Origin of the sequence: Brevundimonas sp. (assembly GCF_036400995.1) — a bacterium.
Classification (GTDB): Bacteria; Pseudomonadota; Alphaproteobacteria; order Caulobacterales; family Caulobacteraceae; genus Brevundimonas.
In genome coordinates this window covers 1-21,428 of sequence record NZ_DASWWG010000026.1, presented here as the reverse complement: position 1 = coordinate 21,428, position 21,428 = coordinate 1, and the positions used below count along the sequence as shown (strand labels likewise).

The following is a 21,428-nucleotide window of genomic DNA, read 5'->3' as shown; positions in this document are numbered from 1 at the left end:
CGGACGACTTCACGGGTCTTTCTTCGCAGATGTTGGTTCGCCCCATCGGTTTCGCTGAGCGGGACCGGAGCGGACAGTGGCGTCCACCACCGAATGGATCATCGACGAGGCCCCCGGCCGTGACGTCACCGTCGCGATTCCGGCCGACTTCCGGCTGGCCTCGGGCGAGCGGCTGTCGGCGGACACCCTGGTCGGACGCGTCCATGGACCGGCGACCGGTCCGCTGGTGGTGGTGATCGGCGGCATCTCGAGCGGCCGCTTCGCCGCCCGCTGGTGGTCGTGGGCGGTGCGCGCCGGCGGCCCGATCGATCTGGACCGCGTCCGCGTGCTGGCCTTCGACCTGCTGCCCGGCAAGTCCGATCCCGGCGTGACCATCACCACCGGCGATCAGGCCCGCCTGCTGGCCCTGCTGCTGGACGGCCTGGGCGAAGCGCGCATCGACGCCTTCGTCGGCGCCTCGTACGGCGGCTGTGTCGGCCTGGCCTTCGCCGCCGCCTTCCCCGAGCGGATCGGCGAGCTGGTCGTGATCTCGGCCGCCCACCGCGCGCACCCGGCGGCGACCGCCTGGCGCGGCGTGCAGCGCCGCCTGCTGGCCTTCGCCCGCGACTGCGGCCGGGAGGCGGAAGGCATCGCCCTGGCCCGCGAACTGGCCATGACCACCTATCGCACCGCCGACGAGTTCGACTGGCGCTTCGCCGCCACCGCGCCCGAGCGCGCGGGCGAGGCCTATCCGGTCTGCGAATACCTGATCGCCCGCGGCGCCGACTACGCCGAGGCCACCAGCGCCGATCGCTGGATCTCCCTGTCGGATTCGCTGGACCGCCATACGGTCGCGCCGGAAGACATCCATTGCCCCCTGACCGTGCTCGGCTTCACCACCGATCGTCTGGTCCCCATCGAGGACCTGCGTGACCTGGCCGGTCGCGCCCCCGCCCTGCGCCGCTTCGGCGAGGCCGGCTCGATCTTCGGCCACGACGCCTTCCTGACGGAGCGCGAGCTGGTCGGCCGCACGCTCCACGACGCCCTCACCCCGCTTTACGCCCGCCAGCCTGACGAGATCGCCGCATGACCTGCTCCAGCGAAGCCCATCCCTGTACCACCGCCGCCCGGCACGGTGTGAACAACGATCCGGCGCACGGGGCGGTGATGCCGCCGCTGTACCTGTCCTCGAACTACAGCTTCGACGGGCTCGAGGGTAAGCGGAAGTACGACTACACGCGCTCGGGCAATCCGACCCGGGACGTGCTGGGCGAGACCCTGGCGAAGCTCGAGGGCGGCGCCGGCGCCGTGATCACCGCGACGGGCATGGCGGCGGTCGATCTGGCCCTGTCGTCGCTGGAGCCGGGCGACATCCTGATCGCGCCGCACGACCTGTACGGCGGCACCCACCGCCTGCTGTGCGCCCGCGCCCGCCGCAATCATTTCGACGTCCGCTTCGTCGACCAGAACGACCGCGAGGCGCTGGACGCCGCCTTCGCCCTGAAGCCGAAGCTGATCCTGATCGAGACGCCGTCGAACCCGCTGATGCGCGTGGTGGACGTGGCCGACATCTGCGCCCGCGCCCACGCCGTGGGCTGCAAGGCGGCGGTGGACAACACCTTCCTGTCGCCTGCCCTGCAGAACCCGATCGAACTGGGCGCCGACCTGGTGATCCACTCGACCACCAAATACATCAACGGCCACTCCGACGTGGTCGGCGGCTGCGTGGTGGCGAAGGACCAGGCCGATCTGGAGCAGCTGACCTGGTGGGCCAACTGCCTGGGCGTGACCGGTTCGCCCTTCGACGCCTACCTGACCCTGCGCGGCGTGCGCACCCTGTTCGCCCGCGTCGAGCGCCAGCAGGCGACGGCGGGCCGCGTGGCCGAATGGCTGGACGCCCATCCGGCGGTCAAGCGCGTCAACTATCCGGGCCTGAAGAGCCACCCCGGCCATGAGATCGCCGCCCGCCAGCAGAAGGGCTTCGGCGCCATGCTGAGCTTCGAGCTGGCCGACCTGGACGCCGTGCGGACCTTCGTCGATCAGCTGGAGGTCTTCACCCTGGCGGAGTCGCTGGGCGGGGTCGAAAGCCTGATCGCCCACCCGACCCTGATGACCCACGCGGCGATGACGCCCGAGGCCCGCGCGACGGCGGGGATCACCGACGGCCTGCTGCGGCTGTCGATCGGGCTGGAGCATCCGGAGGACCTGCTGGCCGACCTGTCGGTCGCGCTGGACGCCGTCCTGGCCTCGAAACAGCCGGCGGCCGAGGCCGCCTGATGAACACCGCCACCCTGCCCCTGCCCCGCCCCGCCTCTGGCGTGGAGACGCCGCTTCCGGGCGCCGAGGAACCGGTCGCCCTGCTGCAGCTCGACGCGCGCGTGTCCGCCGAGGCCGCCAGCGCGGTCTATCGCGAGATCCGGCGCGGCCGTCGGGTCGTCGCCGTCGCCTCGGGCGGCGCGGACGCCGCGGCCCGACTGGCCGAGGCGCTGGACGCCATCGGCGTCGCCTGCGCCCGCCCCGAACCCGGCCGGGCCCTGCTGGACGCCCCCGTCTCGATCGTCTGCGGCCCCGAGACCCCGGTCTCGCCGCCCGCCGTCGCCCACGCCCGGCCGCTGCGTGTGGCGCTGGCCGGCTGCGGCGTGGTCGGCGGCGGCGTGCTGGCCCGCCTGCTGGATGACGACCGCTTCGCCGTGGTCGGCGTGCTGGTCCGCGATCCGTCCAAGCCGCGCGACCCCGCCGTGCCCGAGGGCCTGCTGCTGTCCGACCCCGCCGCCCTGCTGGCGCGCGAACCGGATGTGCTGGTGGAGGCCATCTCGGACGCCTCGACCGGTCTGGCCCTGATCCGCGCCGCCCTGTCACGCGGGGTGGATGTGGTCAGCGCCAACAAGCAGGCCGTGGGCGGTGATCTGGCCGCCCTGACGGCGCTGGCTGAAGCCCACGACGCGCGCCTGCTGTATTCCGCCAGTGTCGGCGGCGGTTCGCCCCTGATCGAGACCGTCCGCCGCGCCCGCGCCCACGGGCCGGTGGTGCGGATCGAGGCCGTGCTGAACGGCACCTGCAACTTCATCCTGAACCGACTGGCCGCCGGCGTGGCCTTCGACGAAGCCCTGGTCGCCGCGCGCGACGCGGGCTTCGCCGAGGAAGACCCGACCGCCGACCTGTCGGGCCTCGACGCCGCGGCCAAGCTGGCCATCCTGGCGCACGAGGCCCTGGACGGCGGGATCTCGCCCGAGCGCATCGCGCGCGAGACCCTGTCGGCGGACGCGGCGCTCCTCCCCGGTCGCGTCCGCCAGCTTTCCCGGCTCGATCTGCGCACCGACAGCGCGGGCGTGGCCTTCACCGCCGTGGACGGGGACGCCCTGTTCGCCGACCTGCCGGACGAGTGGAACGCCCTGCGCGTGACCATCGGCGACGGCCGGGTGTTCACGGCGCGCGGACGGGGCGCCGGCCGCATCCCCACGACCGAAAGCGTCTGGGCCGACCTGACCGATCTGGTCCGGGCCTGAGCAAAAAAGAAGCCGCCGACCCCTCGGGGTCGGCGGCTGAAGTGCGCTTCGGTTCAGGAGTGATCAGAAGCGATAGCGGGCGCCGACGTAGAACTGCCGGCCGGTGTGGTGATAGACGGACGTGCTCTGACGATCCTGCCCGTCGCCGACGTACTGATGGTTCTCCTCGTCCGTCAGGTTGAGGGCCTCCAGCGTCAGCTCCAGCTCGTCGGTCAGATTGTACGAGGCCGAGGCGTCCAGGTTGAACGTCTCCATCTTGCCCTCGACATTGTTGCCGTTCCGGCCCGGGACGTTCTGGATGTAGGTGTCGCGGAAGGCGCCCGAGACACGCGCCGAGAACCGGTCATCCTCGTAATACAGGGTCGCGTTCCACGACTCCGGCGAGAGGTTGATCAGGTCCGCCGTCACGAAGGCCGTGCACAGGGCGTTGTTGCAGTAGTCGATCTCGGATTCGACGTGGGTGTAGTTCACCTGCACGCCAAGGTTTTCCAGCGGGCCCGGCAGGAAGGTGAAGGGCTGCTGGTAGCTGATCTCGAAGCCCTTCAGCGGGCCGCCCTCGGTGTTCACCGCGGCGGTCAGCTGGAAGATGGTCGAGGCCGAGCAGGTGCCCGTGCAGAAGCCCGGCGCGAAGGCCGACGGGTTCAGGGCGGTCAGGTCCGAATACGGCAGGTCCTGGCGCACGATCTGAATGTAGGTGTCGATGTCCTTGTAGAAGTAGGCGAAGGACAGCAGGCTTTCGCGGGCGAAATACCATTCGATGCTGAGGTCGTAGGTGTTGGCCTCGAACGGCTGCAGCTTCACGTTGCCGATGGTGGCCGTGTAGTTCGGCCCCGAGGCGGCCAGCGAGGTGGTCGGCACCAGATAGTTGGTGCCCGCCAGCGTGTTGCCGATCTGCGGACGGGCCATGACCGACGCCGCGCCGAAGCGGATGATCAGGTCATCGATCGGCTCGTAGCTGATGTTCAGCGACGGCAGGGTGTTGTCGTACTGGTTCTCGCCGGTCACCAGGGTGCCGCCGCCGGTCGAGCTGTAGCCCGTGGCGGTCAGGGTGGTGCTGACCTGACGCACGCCGATGTTGCCGCGGAACGGACGACCGAACAGGTCGGTGTCCCAGTCCGCCTGCAGGTAGACGGCCAGATCATCTTCCGCGATCGACCGGTTGCCGCCGCGCGCATTGCCATTGGTGATGCTGGTCAGGGTGAAGTCCCCGCCCGGCACCCCGGTGTTGCAGTTGCAGTAGATGTTGAACAGGTCGGCGATCGCCCCGAGGTCCGGACGGACCCAGGCGGTGTCGGTGCCGCCCGAGATCAGGCCGTTGCCGAAGCCGGTCAGCAGGGTGGTGATGTCGGCCATGGTCGTGCCGGCCGGCAGGACCGGGACCACGGTCTCGTCCGCGCGGCGGAACTCGTAGGAGTCCGAGGTGTAGCTCTTCCAGTTGATGCCCGCCTTGACGGTCAGCCAGTCGCTGGCGTCGTAGGCCAGGTCGGCCTGGAAGGACTCGAAGACCGTGTCCACGCCGTTCGGCCGGATGCGGATTTCCGAGCGCGGCACCGCGGCGGTCGACGGACGCCATTCCCAGTTGGCCGGGTTGGTGACATCGAAGCCGTAGTTGATCACCGGCGCGTTCGGGTCGGCGCGGAAGTCCCACGAATAACCCTGGATGTTCGAACGATCAAGGGTGACCGTGGTCTGGATCGGGTTCTCGAAATTCGACTCGGCGCGGCCGTAGTAGAACCGGCTGTGCAGCTGGTCGGAGAAGTCGTGCTCGGCCGTCAGGCTGATCTGCAGGTATTCGGTCGACAGCTCGTCGTAGCGGCTCTCGGAGCGGACATCGACGTTGTCGAACACGCCGTAGACCAGCATGCCGTTCTCGACGGCGGCGTCCCGCACGTGGACCTGGGTCTGGCCGCCGGCGGCCGCGTTGCGGCTGAACGACAGGGCTTCCAGGAAGTCTTCCTGACGGGTGGCGTCGAGCGACGAATAGAGCACGTCCAGCGACAGCAGGGTGGTCTCGGCCGGACGCCATTGGAAGGCGCCGGTGACGCCCAGGCGCTCCTGCTCGTGGGTCAGGCGACCGTAGCGCGGCAGGCGCGGAATGAAGACGTTCGACTGGTTGGCCGTGTTGTAGGCGGCGACGTTGGCCGCCGTATTGGCCGGGCGGGCGACGCCGGTGGCGCAGTTGGCCGCGCTGGCGCCGTTGGCGGTGCCCGACGGGTTGACCGGGGTCACGCCGACCGGCGAACAGAAGCCGCCCGAGCTGTTGGTGCCGACGGCCGGGGCCCAGCGCACCGAGCTGAAGCCCTCTTCCAGCAGGTTCCGCTGGCTGTAGGCGACCGAGATCAGGGCGCCGAACTGGTCGTTGTCGCCGAAGGTGTTGCTCAGCAGCAGGGCCAGACGCGGATTGTACTCTTCCGACAGGTCGTTGTAGCCGGCCTGGGCCGACATGGCGGCGGTGAAACCGTCGTCATAGTCGAACGGGCGCGAGGCCTGCAGGTCGACGGTGGCGCCCAGCGAGCCTTCCTCGGTCTCGGCCGCGGCGGTCTTGCGCACGGTGATCGAGTTGAAGAGCTCGGACGCGAAGACGTTGAAGTCGAAACCCCGGCCGCGGTTGGCGCCGCCCGAGGAGTCGGTGCCGCCGGCGGTGGCCTGGGCCTCCATGCCGTTGATGCGGGTGCGGGTGAAGTCGGCGCCCAGACCACGGACCGTGATCGAGCGGCCTTCACCGGCGTCGCGGTCGATGGCCACGCCCGGCACCCGCTGGATCGATTCCGCCAGGTTCAGGTCGGGGAAGTCGCCGATGTCCTCGGCGGTGATCACGTCGATGACGTTGGCGTCGCGACGCTTGGCGTCCAGGCTCGCGTTCAGGCTGGCGCGATAGCCCGTGACGACGACCTCGTCGATTTCGGTGGGTTCATCCTGCGGCGCGGTCTGCGCGGCGGCGGCGCCGACACCCAGAGACAGGGCGACAGCCAGACCGGACGCACCGGCGAACAGGCTACGACGAAGGGCGCGGGTCATCCCCGGCCGAATGGCTTGCAACATATGCCTCCTCCCAATGGGCATACAGGACGCCGAGGTGACCCCGGTCTATCTGTTTTTGCGGTCGGGCATCGTTGGCCTTCCCGTTTGACACCGGTGTCAATCTGGTGCGCAATGCGCCCTGACACCGGTATCAATGATGAGCCTAACCCGATGATCGGCGTTTTCGCAAGCGGCCTTCGACACAAAGCCGTCACAAGCGTGGCCGCAGCCGCGTTGTTCGTGTCGTGTGGAGCACACACGGCGGCGGCGCAGGAGGCGACGATCGCCTTCCCCGGAGCCGAGGGCGCCGGACGCTTCGCGGTGGGCGGACGCGGCGGCGCGGTGCTGAGGGTCACCAATCTGAACGACTCGGGCCCCGGCAGCCTGAGGGCCGCGGTCGAGGCCGAGGGGCCGCGCACCGTGATCTTCGATATCGGCGGGACCATCCGGCTGGAAACGCCCCTGCGGATTCGTCGCGGCCGCATCACCATCGCGGGCCAGACCGCCCCCGGCGGCGGGATCACCCTGAGGGACCATGCCCTCGTGATCAGCGCGGACGACGTGATCGTCCGGCACATCCGCTCGCGCCTGGGCGACGAGAGCCGGATCGAGTCGGATGCGATTTCCCTCGAGCGCGGGCGACGGATCATTCTGGACCACGTCTCCGCCAGCTGGTCGGTGGACGAGACCCTGTCCGCCGGCAGCCGCTACGATCCGCCCGAGCGCGGCCTGTATGACGTGACGGTGCAGTGGTCGGTGATCGCCGAGTCGCTGAACCACTCCGGCCACGCCAAGGGCGACCACGGCTACGGCTCTCTGGTCCGCGGCGGCCACGGCGCGCAGTTCACCTTCCACCACAATCTGTGGGCCATGCACCGGGCCCGCATGCCCCGCCCCGGCAACTACAATCCGCCGTCGGTCGATCCGCTCGGACCGCGCTTCGAGTTCCGCTCGAACGTCTTCTACGACTGGGGCGGGTCCCACGCGGGGTACAACGCCGACACCGAAAGCCTCGCGGCCTACGCCTTCATCGGCAACGCCTACATTCCGGGTCCGGATTCGCAGGGCCGCTGGGCGTTCGAGGAATCCAATCCGCTGGCCCGCGCCTGGTTCGAGGGGAACAGCATGGACGGGACCGTCCCGGCTGATCCGTGGACGCTGGTGAAGGACTCCGACCGGCCGGACTATCGCCTGGCGGCGCGCCCCGACTGGGCGGATGCGGCGACTGAAGCGCCCGAGGCGGCCGCCGAAGCCGTGTTGTCCGGCGCGGGGGCGGGCCGGGTCCGGGACGCCGTGGACGCGCGGGTGATCGCCGGGGTGCGCGACCGCTCTGGCCGGATCATCGATAGCCAGGGCCAGGTCGGCGGCTGGCCGGAACTGGCGGCGGGAACGCCGTGGGTCGATGGAGACGGCGACGGCCTGCCCGACGACTGGGAGCGGGCGCACGGACTGGATCCGGCGAACGCCGCCGACGGCCCGGCGGACCGGAACGGCGACGGCTTCACCAATCTGGAAGACTGGCTGAACGAGTTGGCGCGCTAGCGCGCCAGCCAGCCGCCATCGACCGCCAGCACCGTGCCGTGGACATAGGCCGAGGCGTCCGAGGCCAGGAAGACCGCCGCGCCGCCGAGGTCCGAGGGATCGCCCCAGCGACCGGCGGGAATGCGGGCCAGGATGTCGCGATTGCGCGTCTCGTCGGCGCGCAGGGCCTCGGTGTTGTTGGTGGCGAAATAGCCCGGCGCGATGCCGTTGACGTTGATGCCCTTCGACGCCCACTCGCAGGCCAACAGACGGGTCAGGCCCGCCAGACCGCTCTTGGAGGCGGTGTAGGACGGCACGCGGATGCCGCCCTGGAAGCTGAGCATCGAGCAGATGTTGATGATCTTGCCGCCACGCCCGGCCTCGACCCAGGTCCGGGCCACGGCCTGGCTCAGGAAGAAGGCGGTCTTCAGATTGGTGTCGATGACCGCGTCCCAGTCTTCTTCGGTGAAGTCGAGGCTGTCGTTGCGGCGGATGATGCCGGCGTTGTTGACCAGAATGTCGATCTTGCCGACGGCGGCGATCGACTGGGCCACCACATCGGCGATCGGGGCAGTGGAGGACAGGTCGGCGGAGACGGCGTGCAGGGTGCGGCCGGCGGCCTTCACCAGTTCGGCGGTCCCGGTCGGCGCGGAACGGCCGACAGCGATGATGTCGGCCCCCGCCTGCGCCAGACCGACGGCGATCGCCTGCCCCAGACCGGTATTGGCGCCGGTGACGAGGGCCGTGCGGCCGGTGAGATCGAACGGGTTCATGTCAGCGGACCTCATGAGGCGTGGACGCACCACCGGTCAGGAGGATGTCGCACGGATGCGCCTTGGCCGACATGCTTTCCCTCCCCCGACTTGTCTGTGCGGATTGAACACATAGGTAACCGGTGTCATAACCCGATGCAAACGGGGACGAGGCTGGAGCCAAACCGGCGCTCCGCCCATTGTCTCCCCCGGAGGAACACCATGAAAATCGCCCTGATCATCGAGAACAGCCAGGCCGCCAAGAGCGAGACGATCCACGCCGCCCTGACCGCCGTCGCCGAGCCGCTGGGCCATGAGGTCTTCCACTACGGCATGTATTCGCCCGAGGACAAAGCCTCGCTGACCTACGTCATGAACGGGCTGCTGGCGGGCATCCTGCTGAACTCGGGCGCCGCCGATTTCGTGGTCACCGGCTGCGGCACCGGCATGGGCTCCATGCTGGCCTGCAACGCGATGCCGGGCGTCTTCTGCGGTCTGGTCATCGACCCGACCGACGCCTTCCTGTTCGGCCAGATCAACGACGGCAACGCCATCTCCATGCCCTACGCCAAGGGCTTCGGCTGGGCCGCCGAACTGAACCTGCAGGACGTCTATCGCAAGCTGTTCGACGGCGAGCGCGGCCTCGGCTACCCGAAGGAACGCGCCGAGATCATGCGCAAGAACCGCGGCATCCTGAAGGACCTGAAGGCCGCGACCTGCAAGGACATCGTCACCGCCCTGAAGGCCGTGGACCAGGACCTGCTGAAGGCCGCGATCGCGGGCGAGAAGTTCCAGGACTACTTCTTCGCCAATTCGAAGCACGACGAGCTGAACGCCTATCTGCGCGGCGTGCTGGCCGACGCCCGCGTGCCGGAAAACGCCTGACGACAGCCCGGCCGCCACGCCCCCAAGGCGGGACGGCGGCCTGGGTTCAGGCCGATCAGCCCCTCGGCGCCGCCGTCGATTCCCGCACGATCAGTGACGGATCGACCACCGGCTGCGCCAGGGTCGCCGGGTCCAGCCCGCGGATGCCCGCCGTCAGCTTCTCGGCCGCCATCCGCCCCATGTCGCGGATCGGCAGTCGGACGGTGGTCAGGTTCGGCCAGACACGTGACGCCATCGGCAGGTCGTCGAAGCCGACGATCGACAGATCGCCCGGCACATCCAGTCCCTTGTCCCGCGCGGCCTTCATGACGCCGATAGCCATTTCGTCGTTACCGGCGAAGATGGCGGTGGGCGGCTGATCCATCGCCAGCAGGCTCTGCGCCGCCTCGACCCCGGACTCGAAGGTGTAGGCGCCCTTGCGGGTATAGGCGTCGTCCAGCGTCAGGCCGTGATCGGCCAGCCCCTCGCGGAAGCCCCTGCCCCGCTCGAACGACGAGCGGAAGGTGTCGGGACCCGAGATGAAGGCCACCCGCGTGTGGCCAAGCTCGGCCAGGTGCCGCGCCGCCTGCGCCGCGCCGCGATGGTCATGGGTGACCACCATGCAGGCGGGCTCGTCCAGCGACACCGAGGCGATGCGGACATAGGGGCAGTCGACCTCCTTGAGGATCGCGATGACCCGGTCGTCTTCCGACACCGACGGCGGCATGACCACGCCGAACAGCTTCTGGCGCACCACGAAGCCGCGCACCTCGTCCAGGAAGGTCGGTGAGGCCCGGTTGCAGGGGTGGACCACCAGCTCAAGGCCCGAGCCGCGCACGCCGTCCAGCACGCCCTGCTGCATGTTCACGACGTAGTTGGGGCTGGGATTGTCGTAGATCATCCCCACCAGGAAGGACCGGCGGAAGGCCAGCCCGCGCGCCTGCGGATCGGGGGTGAAGCCGTGCTCGGCGATCACCGCCTCGACCCGCTTGCGCGTCTCCTCCTTCACGAAGGGGGAGTTGTTGATGACGCGCGACACCGTCTTCTTGGACACCTCCGCGATACGGGCGATGTCATTGATGGTGGCGGGCTTGCCGCCGGGGCGCCGGCTATCATTCACGCGGGTGAGTCTCTCTGGTCGAACACCGTCTTTAGACCGCGTCGCCCCGGCTGTCAGGTCAGGTCGTGCGACGACGCGCCGGACGGTCCAGCACCTCGTCCCGCAGCGGGGTCATGAAACGCAGGTCCCAGTCGTCCGGATTGAACGGGCGACGGGTCGCCTCGGCGACCGCCGGATAGCCGCCGACCTCGCGCTCATGGTCGATGATCTCGCCGCGCCCCTCGGCCACCTCGGCGATCAGCAGGACGTCGCGCTGGTCACGATCCCACGGCCGGGCGCCGGATTGCGAGAGAACCGAAACCTGCACCTGAACGGCCGGAACCGGGGTCAGCCCCTCCCACCAGACCGGAGGACGGCGGGTCTCGATGATGCGGGCCGAAGTCGTGGTGTAGCGGCCGAACATGCGCAGCGGCTCGCCGACCTGGTCCACCGCGATGTTGTCGCGGCCGTAGTATTCCAGATCCCCGGCGCCGCCGATCATCAGGAAGGCCAGACGGTCGGTCGGGGTCGAGGGACCGGCGCGCAGGACATTGCCGATGGCCGTCATCTTGCCGACCTCATAGGGGTGATCCAGCCACTCCTCGGGCGCCAGGTTGTAGTGGATGGCGCGCGGGCCGGGATTGTAGATCAGGTTGTTGACGATCACCCCGTGCACCCCGCCCTTGAACAGGGGGCTGCGCTCATAGTTGTGGGCGTAGAGGTTGTTGACGATCAGCAGGCCGGTGACGTTGTCGTGGATCAGCGAGCCCTTGGAGTGCTCGCCCTTCGAATGGGTCGAGTAGGCCAGGCTCTCGGCGATGATGTTGTTCGAGAAGGTGATGTTGTGGCTGGTGCCGCGACGCCATTCCTCGGGGGTCGAGCCGGTGAAGCGCGGGCCGGAGGCCGACAGGTTCTCGTCCGTGCCCCATTCCAGGCTGCAGTGGTCGACGATCACATTGTAGGCCGCCTGGGTGGAGATGCTGTCCTCGTCCCAGCCGCTCATCCATTCGCCGCCCGCCGAGCCGGGCCGGATGCGGATGTGCTGCACGATCACGTCATGCCCGCCGATGTCCATGCCGCCCCGGATCAGGGTGATGCCCGGCGAGGGCGCGGTCTGGCCGGCGATGGTGATGAAGGGGTTGGTGATCTTCAGCGTCTTGCGGTCCAGGTCGATGACCCCGCCGACCTCGAACACCACGATGCGCGGGCCGTCCGCCTCGATCGCCTCGCGCAGGGAGCCCGGCCCCTCGCTGTTCAGATTGGTCACCCGGATGATGCGGCCGCCCCGTCCGCCCGGCGTCTGCGCCGCCCAGCCGAGGGCGCCCGGGAAGGCCGGCAGGGCCGCTTCGACCGGCGCGCCCGCCGGAGCGGTCTGGGCCATCGGCGCCGGCGGCGTCGCCAGCGGCAGGACAAGCGCGGCCGCGACGGCGGCCAAACGGGCGAAGGTCATGTTTCCATCCTGTAGCCTGACCGACTGTGACCGCGGTCTTGTGCTGATAGCGTCGCCCAACGCGCCGCCGGATTCAAATTGACACCGGTTTCCTTCCTGCGCAATGTCCCACGCAAATGGGAGGATGCGTGAAACACGCACACGACAATTCAAGCGTTTCGCCGATCGCGCGGGCCTTCACCGACGCCCGCCGGGCAGGCGTGGCCGTCGCCGTCTATCCGGGCGCGCAGCCGCTGACCCTCGATGCGGCCTACGCCATCCAGGACGACGCCATTGCGCTGTGGCCGGACAGAATCGCGGGCTGGAAGCTCGGACGGGTGCCGCCGCCGCTGGATGCCCAGTTCGGGGCCGGGCGACTGGCCGGGCCGATCTTCGCGAAGAACGTCTGGCCGGCCGAAAAGGGCAAGGCGACCCGTTTCGGCGTCATCGACGGCGGCTTCGCCGCGGTCGAGGCGGAGTACATCCTCGAACTGGCGGACACCCCTACGGACCGCGACGGCTGGACCGCTGAAAGCGCCGCCGCCCTGGTCGGGCGGGCCTTCATCGGCGTGGAGATCGCGGGCAGCCCGTTCGCGGAGATCAACGGACACGGCCCGGCGGTCACAGCCTCCGACTTCGGCAACAACGCCGGGCTGATCCTGGGCGACGAGATCGTTGACTGGCGCGCCCGCCTCGCGGACCTGACCTGCGCGACCCTGATCGACGGCGAGACGGTCGGCACGGGCGGCGCGGCCTCCATTCCGAACGGCCCGCTGGACTCACTCGCCTTCCTGCTGAACCTGCTGCACCGTCGCGGCATCCGGCTCGAGGCCGGGCAACTGATCTCGACCGGCGCCGCCACCGGCGTGCACCGCATCTTCATCGGCCAGTCCGCCGTCGCCGACTTCGGACCGGACGGACAGATCGCCTGCGAGGCCGTGCCGGCCGAGGGGGAAGACGCATGAGCCTGACCCGTCGCTCCCTCGCCCTCGCCGGCATCGCCGGACTGGGCGGCCTCGCCGCCTGCTCCCCGCGCTCGACCGGCGGCGCGACCGTGCTCAACGCCGTGGACGTCCACCCGGCCGACTATCCCACCGTCGCCGCCGTCAAATGGATGGGCGAGGAACTGGGCCGACTGACCGGAGGCCGCATCGGCATCCGGCAGTTCCCGGCCGGCCAGTTGGGCACCGAGGACGACTCCATCGGCCTGACCCGCTTCCAGGCGGTGGACATCTGCCGCGTCGCGGTGGCGGCCCTGAACAACGCCTTCCCGGAAACCCGGCTGCTGGCCCTGCCCTATGTCTATCGCTCGGTGCAGCACGTGCGCGCCGTGGTGGACGGTGCGATCGGCGACGAACTGCTCAATGTGTTCGAGGGCCGGGGCCTGGTGGGGCTGGCCTACTATGACGCCGCTCCGCGCAGCTTCTACAACGTCCGCCATCCGGTGACCGAGCCGGGCCAGATGCGCGGGCTGAAGATGCGCGCGCCGCAGTCGGATATCTTCCTGGACTCGATCCGGGCCATGGGCGCCAACCCGACGCCGCTGACCTTCGGCGCGGTCTTCTCGTCGCTGCAGACCCATCTGATCGACGGCGCCGAGAACAACTGGCCCAGCTACCAGTCCAGCCGCCAGTTCGAGGTGGCGCGGTACTGGAGCGAGACCGAGCACTCCTTCTCGCCGGACGCCCTGCTGATGTCGAAGGCCAGTCTGGAACGGCTGTCGAAGGCCGATCAGGATCTGGTCCGCGACGTGGCTCGCCGGTCGGTGCCGATCATGCGCGAGGCCTGGGACAAGCGCGAGGCCGAAGCCCGCGCCACGGTCCTGGCCGCCGGCGTGCAGGTCGCGCAGGTCGACCGCGAGGCCTTCGCCGCCACCGTGCGGCCGGTGCTGGACAAATATCTTTCCGAGCCGCGCCTGCGCGCGCTCCACGAACGTATCGCAGCGGTCGCCTGAACGACCGCGCACACCCCATCGGCGCCCTGGGAGGGGGACCGAACATGACTGAATCCCGACGCGGTCTCACCCGCGCGCTCGACGGCCTCGCCACCGTGGTCCTCGGTCTGGCGGGCGTGGCCCTGGTGCTGATGGCCCTGATCCAGGCCTGGCAGGTCTTCGCCCGCTATGTGCTGAACGACAGCCCCGGCTGGACCGAACCGCTGGCCCTGCTGCTGATGAGCTTCGCCGTCATGTTCGGCGCCGCGGTGGCGGTGCGCCGGGAAACCCATTTCGCCTTCCAGACCCTGCAGCACGCCCTGCCGGCGAAGGTGCAGTGGGCGCTGAAATCCGTCTCGCGCCTGATCGCGGCGGCCGCGGGCGCGGGCCTGCTGTGGCTCGGCGGTTCGCTGATGATCGACGACTGGGCCGTCCACATGGCGGGCGCGCCCCTGCCCGCGGGCCTGAAGTTCGCCGGCCTGTGCGTCGGTGGCGGCCTGATCCTGCTGTTCTCGATCGAGCGGCTGCTGACCGGAGACTACCGCGCCCCCGAGGCCGTCGAGGCGGAGGACTGAGCCATGGAATATCTGATCCTCTTCGGCCTTCTGGCCATCCTTCTGGCGATCGGCGTGCCGGTGGCCTTCGCCCTGCTGGCCTCGACGCTGGCGACCGTCCTGTTCCTCGCCCTGCCTCCGATCGTGGTGTTCCAGCAGATGGGCTCGGACATCACCTCGGTGGCCCTGCTGGCCATTCCGCTGTTCATCTTCACCGGCGAACTGATGATGAAGGGCGGCCTGTCCGACCGCATGATCACCCTCGCCGGCTCGCTGGTCGGCCACGTGCGCGGCGGCCTGGGCCAGGTCACGGTCGTCGGTTCGACCCTGTTCGGCGGCGTCTCGGGCAGCGCCATCGCCGACGTCTCGGCCATCGGCGGCACCATGATCCCGCAGATGCAGAAGCGCGGCTACGACAGCGACTACGCCGTCAACGTGACCATCTCGGCGGCGCTGGTCGCGCTGCTGGTGCCGCCGTCGCACAACATGATCCTGTACTCGGCCTCGGCCGGAGGCGGGGTGTCGATCTCCGACCTGTTCGCGGCGGGCATCCTCCCGGCGGGCCTGCTGGCCGTATCGCTGATGATCGTCTCCTATGTGCTGGCCCGTCGCCGCGGCTACACGGCCGAGCCCTTCCCGGGCTTCCGCGCGGTCCTGACCCGTCTGGTCGCCGCCATCCCCGGCCTGCTGCTGGTCGGCATCATCTTCGGCGGCATCCGGGCGGGCATCTTCACCGCCGTGGAGAGCGCCTCGATCGCCGTGGTCTACGCCACCGTCGTGACCGGGATCGTCTATCGCCACATGAGCTGGTCGGCCTTCAAGGCGGCCTGCACCGGCGCGGCTCGCACCTCGGGCGCGGTGCTGTTCATCATCGGCTGCGCGGGCGCCTTCGGCTGGCTGATGGCCTATCTGCAGGTGCCGTCGATGATGGTCAGCCTGCTGCAGACCCTGACCGACAACCCGATCCTGATCCTGCTGCTGATCAACATCATCCTGCTGATCCTCGGCACCTTCATGGACATGGCGCCGCTGATCATCATCTGCACCCCGATCTTCCTGCCGGTGGCCAAGGCCTTCGGCGTGGACCCGGTGCAGTTCGGCGTGATCCTGCTGCTGAACTGCGGCATCGGCCTGATCACCCCGCCGGTCGGCTCGGTCCTGTTCGTCGGCAGCGCCATCGCGCGGGTGCCGATGACCCACAGCCTGCGTTCGATCTGGCCCTTCTATCTGGCTTGCACCGCGGTGCTGATGCTGGTCACCTTCGTGCCCGCGATCTCGCTCTGGCTGCCGTCCCTGCTGAAATGACCGAACTCAAGGGCCTCAGGTCCGCCGAAGACTGCCGTTGGGACTGCGTCGCCCTGGGCGAGGTCATGCTACGCCTCGATCCCGGCGAGGGCCGCATCCGCACCGCCCGGACCTTCCAGGTCTGGGAGGGCGGCGGCGAGTACAACGTCGCCCGCGGCTTGCGGAAGACCTTCGGGCTGAGGACGTCTGTCGTCACCGCCCTGCCCCGGACCGAGACCGGAGCGCTGGTCGAGGACCTGATCCTGCAGGGCGGCGTCGACACGTCCCACATCCTGTGGCGTGACGCCGACGGCGTCGGCCGCAACACCCGGGTCGGGCTGAACTTCACCGAGCGCGGCTTCGGTCCGCGCGGCGCCCTGGGCTGCTCCGACCGCGCCAACTCCGCGGCCTCGCAGATCCGGCCCGACGAGGTGGACTGGGACCATCTGTTCGGCGCCGAGGGCGTGCGCTGGCTGCACACCGGCGGCATCTTCGCCGCCCTGTCCGAGGCCACAGCCGAGACGACACTGGCCGCGATCCGCGCCGCTAGGAAACACGGCGTCGTGGTCAGCTACGACCTGAACTACCGGGCCAGCCTGTGGTCCAGCCATCCGGATCCGGACGCCGCGCGCCGCGTGAACCGTGAGATCGCCGGGCTGGTCGATGTGCTGGTCGGGGACGAGTACGCCTACGCCTCCTGCCTCGGCATCGAGACCGGCGGGACGCGGGCCGACCCCGCGGACAGCGCGCCTTTCGACGCCCTCGCGGCGCGACTGGCGAAGGAGCTGCCCAACGTTCAGGTCTTCGCCGCCACCCTGCGCGACCCGGTCTCGGCCTCGATCAATCGCTGGGGCGGGGTGCTGTGGCTGGACGGCGAACGTTACGCCACGCCGGTCAGCGAGGTCGCGGTACTGGATCGGGTCGGCGGCGGCGACGGCTTCGTCTCCGGCCTGGCCTACGCCTTCATGCAAGGCCTCGGCCCGCAGGCGGCGGTGGATTACGGCATCGCCCACGGCGCCATCGCCATGACCACCCCCGGCGACAACGCCATGACCTCGCTGGCCGAGGTGCAGGGACTGGCGGCGGGCAAGGGCGCCGCGGCGGTCCGCTAGGGCCGCACTCCGTCCAACTGCCCGGCAATCCCCTCAAGCAACGGCGCCAGTTGCACGAAGGCGAGCGCCTCGACCTCCGCCCACGGCGTGTCCTCGGGCAGGCCGCCGACGCGGGTGCTCAGGTGAAAGATGTTGCGCACCGGCAGGCCGTCCGCCTCGCTTTCGACGTCGAGCATGAAGGACACCTCGAAGAAGGCCGGCGCCGGACGCAGCCCCAGAAGCGCGGCCTCGCCCTCTCCGTGAAAGGTGACCGATCCGCTCGAGATCATCACATTCTTCACCGGAGACATGCCGGGCCACTCCAACAATCAGAGGAATCGCTCCTGCGAGCGACAAAGGGCAACACAATCATCGCTTAAAGCCAAGCTCGCTTTATGCGCGTGCGGCTGGCGTACCGGCGAAATCCGGTCCACGGTACCGCTAACCGAGTCCAGGGAGGGACCGCATGAGCGACGCCGCGGGGGAACACACCGTCGACCGTAACGACCGGCTGGTCATCCTGGCCTCGTCGGTGGGGACGGTGATCGAGTGGTACGACTTCTATCTGTACGGCTCGCTGGCGGCGATCATCACGGCCCAGTTCTTCTCGGGCGTGAACGAGACGACCGGCTTCATCTTCGCCCTGATGGCCTTCGCGGCCGGGTTCGCGGTGCGGCCGTTCGGGGCGATCGTATTCGGGCGGCTGGGCGACCTGTGGGGGCGCAAGAACACCTTCCTGATCACCATGCTGCTGATGGGGCTGTCGACCTTCGTGGTCGGCCTGCTGCCGTCCTATGCGATGATCGGGGTGGCGGCGCCGGTGGTGCTGATCCTGATGCGACTGGTGCAGGGGCTGGCGCTGGGCGGCGAGTACGGTGGCGCGGCCACCTATGTCGCCGAGCATGCCCCGCCCGGAAAGCGCGGCTTCTACACCTCCTTCATCCAGATCACCGCGACCGCGGGCCTGATGCTGAGCCTGCTGGTCATCCTCGGCGTCCGTTCGGTCATCGGCGAGGACGCGTTCAAGGACTGGGGCTGGCGCATTCCCTTCCTCGTCTCGATCCTGCTGCTGGGCGTGTCCCTGTGGATCCGGCTCAAGCTGTCCGAGAGCCCCGCCTTCCAGCGCATGAAGGCCGAGGGCAAGGGCTCGACCACGCCACTGAAGGACAGCTTCGGCAAATGGCCGAACCTGAAGCTGGTGCTGCTGGCCCTGTTCGGCCTCGCCGCCGGTCAGGCGGTGGTCTGGTACACCGGCCAGTTCTACGCCCTGTTCTTCGTCGAGAAGACGCTGAAGGTCGATCCGGCTCTGGCCAATGTGCTGATCGCCACGGCCCTGTTCCTCGCGACGCCCTTCTTCGTCTTCTGGGGCTGGCTGTCGGACAAGGTGGGGCGCAAGCCGATCATCCTGATCGGCTGCCTGCTGGCGGCCCTGACCTACTTCCCGCTGTTCCACGCCCTGACCGGGGCGGCCAATCCGCAGCTGGCGGCCGCCACCGCGGCGGCGCCGGTGACCGTGGCCGCGGATCCCGCCGACTGCTCGTTCCAGTTCGACCCGGTCGGCAAGGCGAAGTTCAACAGCTCCTGCGACATGGCCAAGAGCTATCTGGCCAAGGCGGGCGTCACCTATGAAACGGTCGCGACGCCGGCGGGCAGCGTGGCTGAGGTGCGGATCGGCGAGCAGGTGATCCCCGGCCTGGCCGACCCGGCCGGCAAGGCCGACTGGGAGAAGGGCCTGGGCGCCGCCCTGACCGCCGCCGGCTACCCGGCCAAGGCCGACAGCGCGCTGGTGAACAAGCCGCTGGTGGTCGGCATCCTGTTCTTGCTCGTGCTGTATGTGACCATGGTCTACGGCCCGATCGCGGCGGCGCTGGTGGAGATGTTCCCGACCAAGGTGCGCTACACCTCAATGTCCCTGCCCTATCATATCGGAAACGGCTGGTTCGGCGGCTTCCTGCCGACCACCGCCTTCGCCATGGTCGCGGCCACGGGCAACATCTACTACGGCCTCTGGTATCCGGTGGTGGTGGCGCTGCTGACGGTCATCGTCGGCGGCCTGCTGATCCGGGACCGCAAGGACGTGGACATCCACGAATAGGATCGCCTGACGCACTTTCGCGACAGTTGGGCGCCCCCATGTTGTCGCTGCGGGGTGGACCGCCCTCACCGCTTGTTGTTCGGTGGCGGGGTCCGCGGCTCGACCCGTGGACGGGGACTTCAGTCCCGCAAGAATACTGAATGAGGAACGTCGTGACCGAAGGCCCTGACCTGTATCCCGTCCCGTCCGAGTGGGCCCAGCGCGCCCGCATGACCGCGCACGGCTATGACACCGCCCGCGTGGCCGCGCGCGAGACGCCCGAGGCGTTCTGGGCCGAGCAGGCCCGGCGGATCGACTGGATGACCTGCCCGACGCTGATCAAGGACGTGTCCTTCAACAAGGCCGACTTCCGCATCCGCTGGTTCGCGGACGGCATCCTGAACGTCGCCTGGAACTGCCTGGACCGGCATCTGGACACGCGCGGCCACGACACCGCGATCATCTGGGAGGGCGACGAGCCGACCGAGTCCGGGCGGCTGACCTATCGCGAACTGCACGCCGAGGTCTGCCGCATGGCCAATGTCCTGAAGGACATGGGCGTGATGAAGGGCGACCGGGCGACCCTCTATCTGCCTATGATCCCGGCGGCGGCGGTGGCCATGCTGGCCTGCGCCCGGATCGGCGCGATCCATTCGGTGGTCTTCGGCGGCTTCTCGCCGGACAGTCTGGCCGGCCGGATCGAGGACTGCGGCTCGCGCGTGGTCATCACCACCGACGAGGGCGTGCGCGGCGGCAAGCGGATCCCGCTGAAGGCCAATGTCGATGCGGCGTTGGAACGTGTTTCGGTCGACAAGGTCCTGCTGATCACCCACACGGGCGCCGACGTGCCCGTGATCGCCGGCCGTGACGTCCGCTACGAGGAGGCGAAGGCCCGGGTCCCCGCGGACTGTCCGTGCGAACCGATGAACGCCGAGGACCCGCTGTTCATCCTCTACACCTCCGGCTCGACCGGAAAGCCCAAGGGAGTGCTGCACACCACCGGCGGCTATCTGTTCTGGGCGTCGTGGACCCACGAGCTGGTGTTCGACTACCGCCCCGGCGAGGTCTTCTGGTGCACCGCCGACGTGGGCTGGGTCACCGGCCACAGCTATTGCGTCTACGGCCCGCTGGCCAACGGCGCGACGACCCTGATGTTCGAGGGCGTGCCCAACTATCCGGACCACAGCCGCTTCTGGCAGGTGGTGGACAAGCACCAGGTCGAGATCTTCTACACCGCGCCGACGGCCCTGAGGGCCCTGATGCGCGAGGGCGACGGGCCGGTGAAGGCGACCAGCCGCACGTCGCTACGCCTGCTGGGCTCGGTCGGCGAGCCGATCAACCCCGAGGCCTGGCGCTGGTATCACGAGGTCGTCGGCGAGGGCCGCTGCCCGATCGTGGACACCTGGTGGCAGACCGAGACCGGCGGCGTGCTGGTCTCGCCCCTGCCCGGCGCGACGGACCTGAAGCCCGGCTCGGCGACCAAGCCCCTGCCCGGGGTGGAGCTGCAGATCGTCGACGCCGCGGGCGGGGTGCTGGACGGCGCGACCGAGGGCAATCTGGTGATCACCGACAGCTGGCCGGGCCAGATGCGGACGGTCTACGGCGACCACCAACGCTTCTTCGACACCTATTTCAGCACCTACCCGGGCAAGTATTTCACCGGCGACGGCTGCCGCCGCGATGAGGACGGCTATTACTGGATCACCGGTCGGGTGGATGACGTGATCAACGTCTCGGGCCACCGGATGGGCACGGCCGAGGTCGAGAGCGCCCTGGTGCTGCACGACGACGTGGCCGAGGCCGCCGTCGTCGGCTTCCCGCATGACATTAAGGGCCAAGGCATCTACGCCTACGTCACCCTGAACAAGGGCGTCGAGGCGACCGACGCCCTGAAGAAGGCGCTGGTCGCGCAGGTCCGCCACGAGATCGGCCCCATCGCCGCGCCGGACGTGATCCAGTGGGCGCCGGGCCTGCCGAAGACCCGGTCGGGCAAGATCATGCGCCGCATCCTGCGCAAGATCGCCGAGAACGAGATCGGCGCCCTGGGCGACACCTCCACCCTGGCCGACCCCGCCGTGGTGGACGACCTGGTCAGGAACCGCGCGAGCGGAACCTGACGCGCCGGTCTTTGTCGCGCCATAGCCCAGCTTGGTCGCAGATCGATAAACCTGGGCGCGGGGTTGGACAATGTTCGGTTGTTCGTAAACAGCCATTGGTCCTCCTCCCATGCTCCGTGCCTCTCGTTCGCCTTCCCGGGTTTTGCGCGCCCTGATGACCTCCTCCGCCCTGGGCGGATCGCTTGTTGTCGGGGTCGCCGCGAC

General features: G+C 69.2%; 17 protein-coding genes. 12 read left to right on the top strand and 5 right to left on the bottom strand.

Annotated features, from left to right (window positions below; all coding sequences use genetic code 11):
- The first annotated feature begins 76 nt into the window (after positions 1–76).
- From metX to VGE03_RS03550, 3 genes are read left to right on the top strand one after another with little or no spacing between them, the layout of a single operon-like run.
- Positions 77–1,069 (top strand): homoserine O-succinyltransferase MetX, encoded by a 993-nt coding sequence (gene metX, locus VGE03_RS03560; protein WP_331045097.1) that lies wholly within the window; start codon positions 77–79, stop codon positions 1,067–1,069.
- Complete coding sequence (metB, locus tag VGE03_RS03555; RefSeq protein ID WP_331045096.1) at positions 1,066–2,256, top strand: cystathionine gamma-synthase; 1,191 nt, start codon at positions 1,066–1,068, stop codon at positions 2,254–2,256. The genes metX and metB overlap by 4 nt, the downstream gene beginning before the upstream one ends.
- Entirely contained in the window at positions 2,256–3,485 is a 1,230-nt protein-coding gene (locus VGE03_RS03550) for a hypothetical protein (RefSeq protein WP_331045095.1), read from the top strand. The genes metB and VGE03_RS03550 overlap by 1 nt, the downstream gene beginning before the upstream one ends.
- A gap of 63 nt (positions 3,486–3,548) precedes the next feature.
- Here the strand turns inward: VGE03_RS03550 and VGE03_RS03545 are convergent, their stop codons facing one another.
- The gene (locus VGE03_RS03545; protein WP_331045094.1) at positions 3,549–6,527 is read right to left on the bottom strand and encodes a TonB-dependent receptor; all 2,979 of its coding nucleotides are present in this window, start codon (positions 6,525–6,527) and stop codon (positions 3,549–3,551) included.
- A gap of 219 nt (positions 6,528–6,746) precedes the next feature.
- On the opposite strand from VGE03_RS03545, the gene VGE03_RS03540 reads away from it, so the two are divergent.
- Positions 6,747–8,048, top strand: coding sequence for a pectate lyase (locus VGE03_RS03540; RefSeq protein WP_331045093.1), 1,302 nt, complete (start codon positions 6,747–6,749; stop codon positions 8,046–8,048).
- Here VGE03_RS03540 and kduD read toward each other — a convergent pair.
- A complete protein-coding gene (gene kduD / locus VGE03_RS03535) occupies positions 8,045–8,800 on the bottom strand; it encodes a 2-dehydro-3-deoxy-D-gluconate 5-dehydrogenase KduD (RefSeq protein WP_331045092.1) in 756 nt (251 codons plus the stop codon). The two genes, VGE03_RS03540 and kduD, sit on opposite strands and share 4 nt — an antisense overlap.
- 201 nt (positions 8,801–9,001) lie before the next feature.
- On the opposite strand from kduD, the gene VGE03_RS03530 reads away from it, so the two are divergent.
- Positions 9,002–9,664 (top strand): RpiB/LacA/LacB family sugar-phosphate isomerase, encoded by a 663-nt coding sequence (locus VGE03_RS03530; RefSeq protein ID WP_331045091.1) that lies wholly within the window; start codon positions 9,002–9,004, stop codon positions 9,662–9,664.
- Positions 9,665–9,719: 55 nt separating this feature from the next.
- Here VGE03_RS03530 and VGE03_RS03525 read toward each other — a convergent pair whose 3' ends face one another.
- Together VGE03_RS03525 and VGE03_RS03520 are read right to left on the bottom strand one after the other, a co-directional pair.
- Complete coding sequence (locus tag VGE03_RS03525) at positions 9,720–10,763, bottom strand: LacI family DNA-binding transcriptional regulator (RefSeq protein WP_331045090.1); 1,044 nt, start codon at positions 10,761–10,763, stop codon at positions 9,720–9,722.
- A gap of 58 nt (positions 10,764–10,821) precedes the next feature.
- The gene (locus VGE03_RS03520) at positions 10,822–12,192 is read right to left on the bottom strand and encodes a pectate lyase (RefSeq protein WP_331045089.1); all 1,371 of its coding nucleotides are present in this window, start codon (positions 12,190–12,192) and stop codon (positions 10,822–10,824) included.
- Between the two features lie 128 nt (positions 12,193–12,320).
- Between VGE03_RS03520 and VGE03_RS03515 the strand changes: the two genes are divergently transcribed.
- From VGE03_RS03515 to VGE03_RS03495, 5 genes are read left to right on the top strand one after another with little or no spacing between them, the layout of a single operon-like run.
- On the top strand, positions 12,321–13,136 hold the full coding sequence (locus VGE03_RS03515) for a 2-keto-4-pentenoate hydratase (RefSeq protein ID WP_331045088.1): 816 nt from the start codon (positions 12,321–12,323) through the stop codon (positions 13,134–13,136).
- A complete protein-coding gene (locus VGE03_RS03510) occupies positions 13,133–14,125 on the top strand; it encodes a TRAP transporter substrate-binding protein (protein ID WP_331045087.1) in 993 nt (330 codons plus the stop codon). Before VGE03_RS03515 ends, VGE03_RS03510 begins: the two co-directional genes overlap by 4 nt.
- 44 nt (positions 14,126–14,169) lie before the next feature.
- Positions 14,170–14,679: a TRAP transporter small permease gene (locus tag VGE03_RS03505; protein ID WP_331045086.1), complete on the top strand. Its 510-nt coding sequence runs from the start codon at positions 14,170–14,172 to the stop codon at positions 14,677–14,679.
- Between the two features lie 3 nt (positions 14,680–14,682).
- Positions 14,683–15,963 (top strand): TRAP transporter large permease, encoded by a 1,281-nt coding sequence (locus VGE03_RS03500; protein WP_331045085.1) that lies wholly within the window; start codon positions 14,683–14,685, stop codon positions 15,961–15,963.
- On the top strand, positions 15,960–17,054 hold the full coding sequence (locus VGE03_RS03495; protein WP_331045084.1) for a sugar kinase: 1,095 nt from the start codon (positions 15,960–15,962) through the stop codon (positions 17,052–17,054). The genes VGE03_RS03500 and VGE03_RS03495 overlap by 4 nt, the downstream gene beginning before the upstream one ends.
- Here VGE03_RS03495 and VGE03_RS03490 read toward each other — a convergent pair.
- Positions 17,051–17,344: a hypothetical protein gene (locus VGE03_RS03490; protein ID WP_331045083.1), complete on the bottom strand. Its 294-nt coding sequence runs from the start codon at positions 17,342–17,344 to the stop codon at positions 17,051–17,053. The two genes, VGE03_RS03495 and VGE03_RS03490, sit on opposite strands and share 4 nt — an antisense overlap.
- 155 nt (positions 17,345–17,499) lie before the next feature.
- Here VGE03_RS03490 and VGE03_RS03485 point away from each other — a divergent pair, with 155 nt between their 5' ends.
- Positions 17,500–19,128: an MFS transporter gene (locus VGE03_RS03485; RefSeq protein ID WP_331045082.1), complete on the top strand. Its 1,629-nt coding sequence runs from the start codon at positions 17,500–17,502 to the stop codon at positions 19,126–19,128.
- Between the two features lie 140 nt (positions 19,129–19,268).
- On the top strand, positions 19,269–21,224 hold the full coding sequence (gene acs / locus VGE03_RS03480) for an acetate--CoA ligase (protein ID WP_331045081.1): 1,956 nt from the start codon (positions 19,269–19,271) through the stop codon (positions 21,222–21,224).
- The last annotated feature ends 204 nt before the right edge of the window (positions 21,225–21,428 follow it).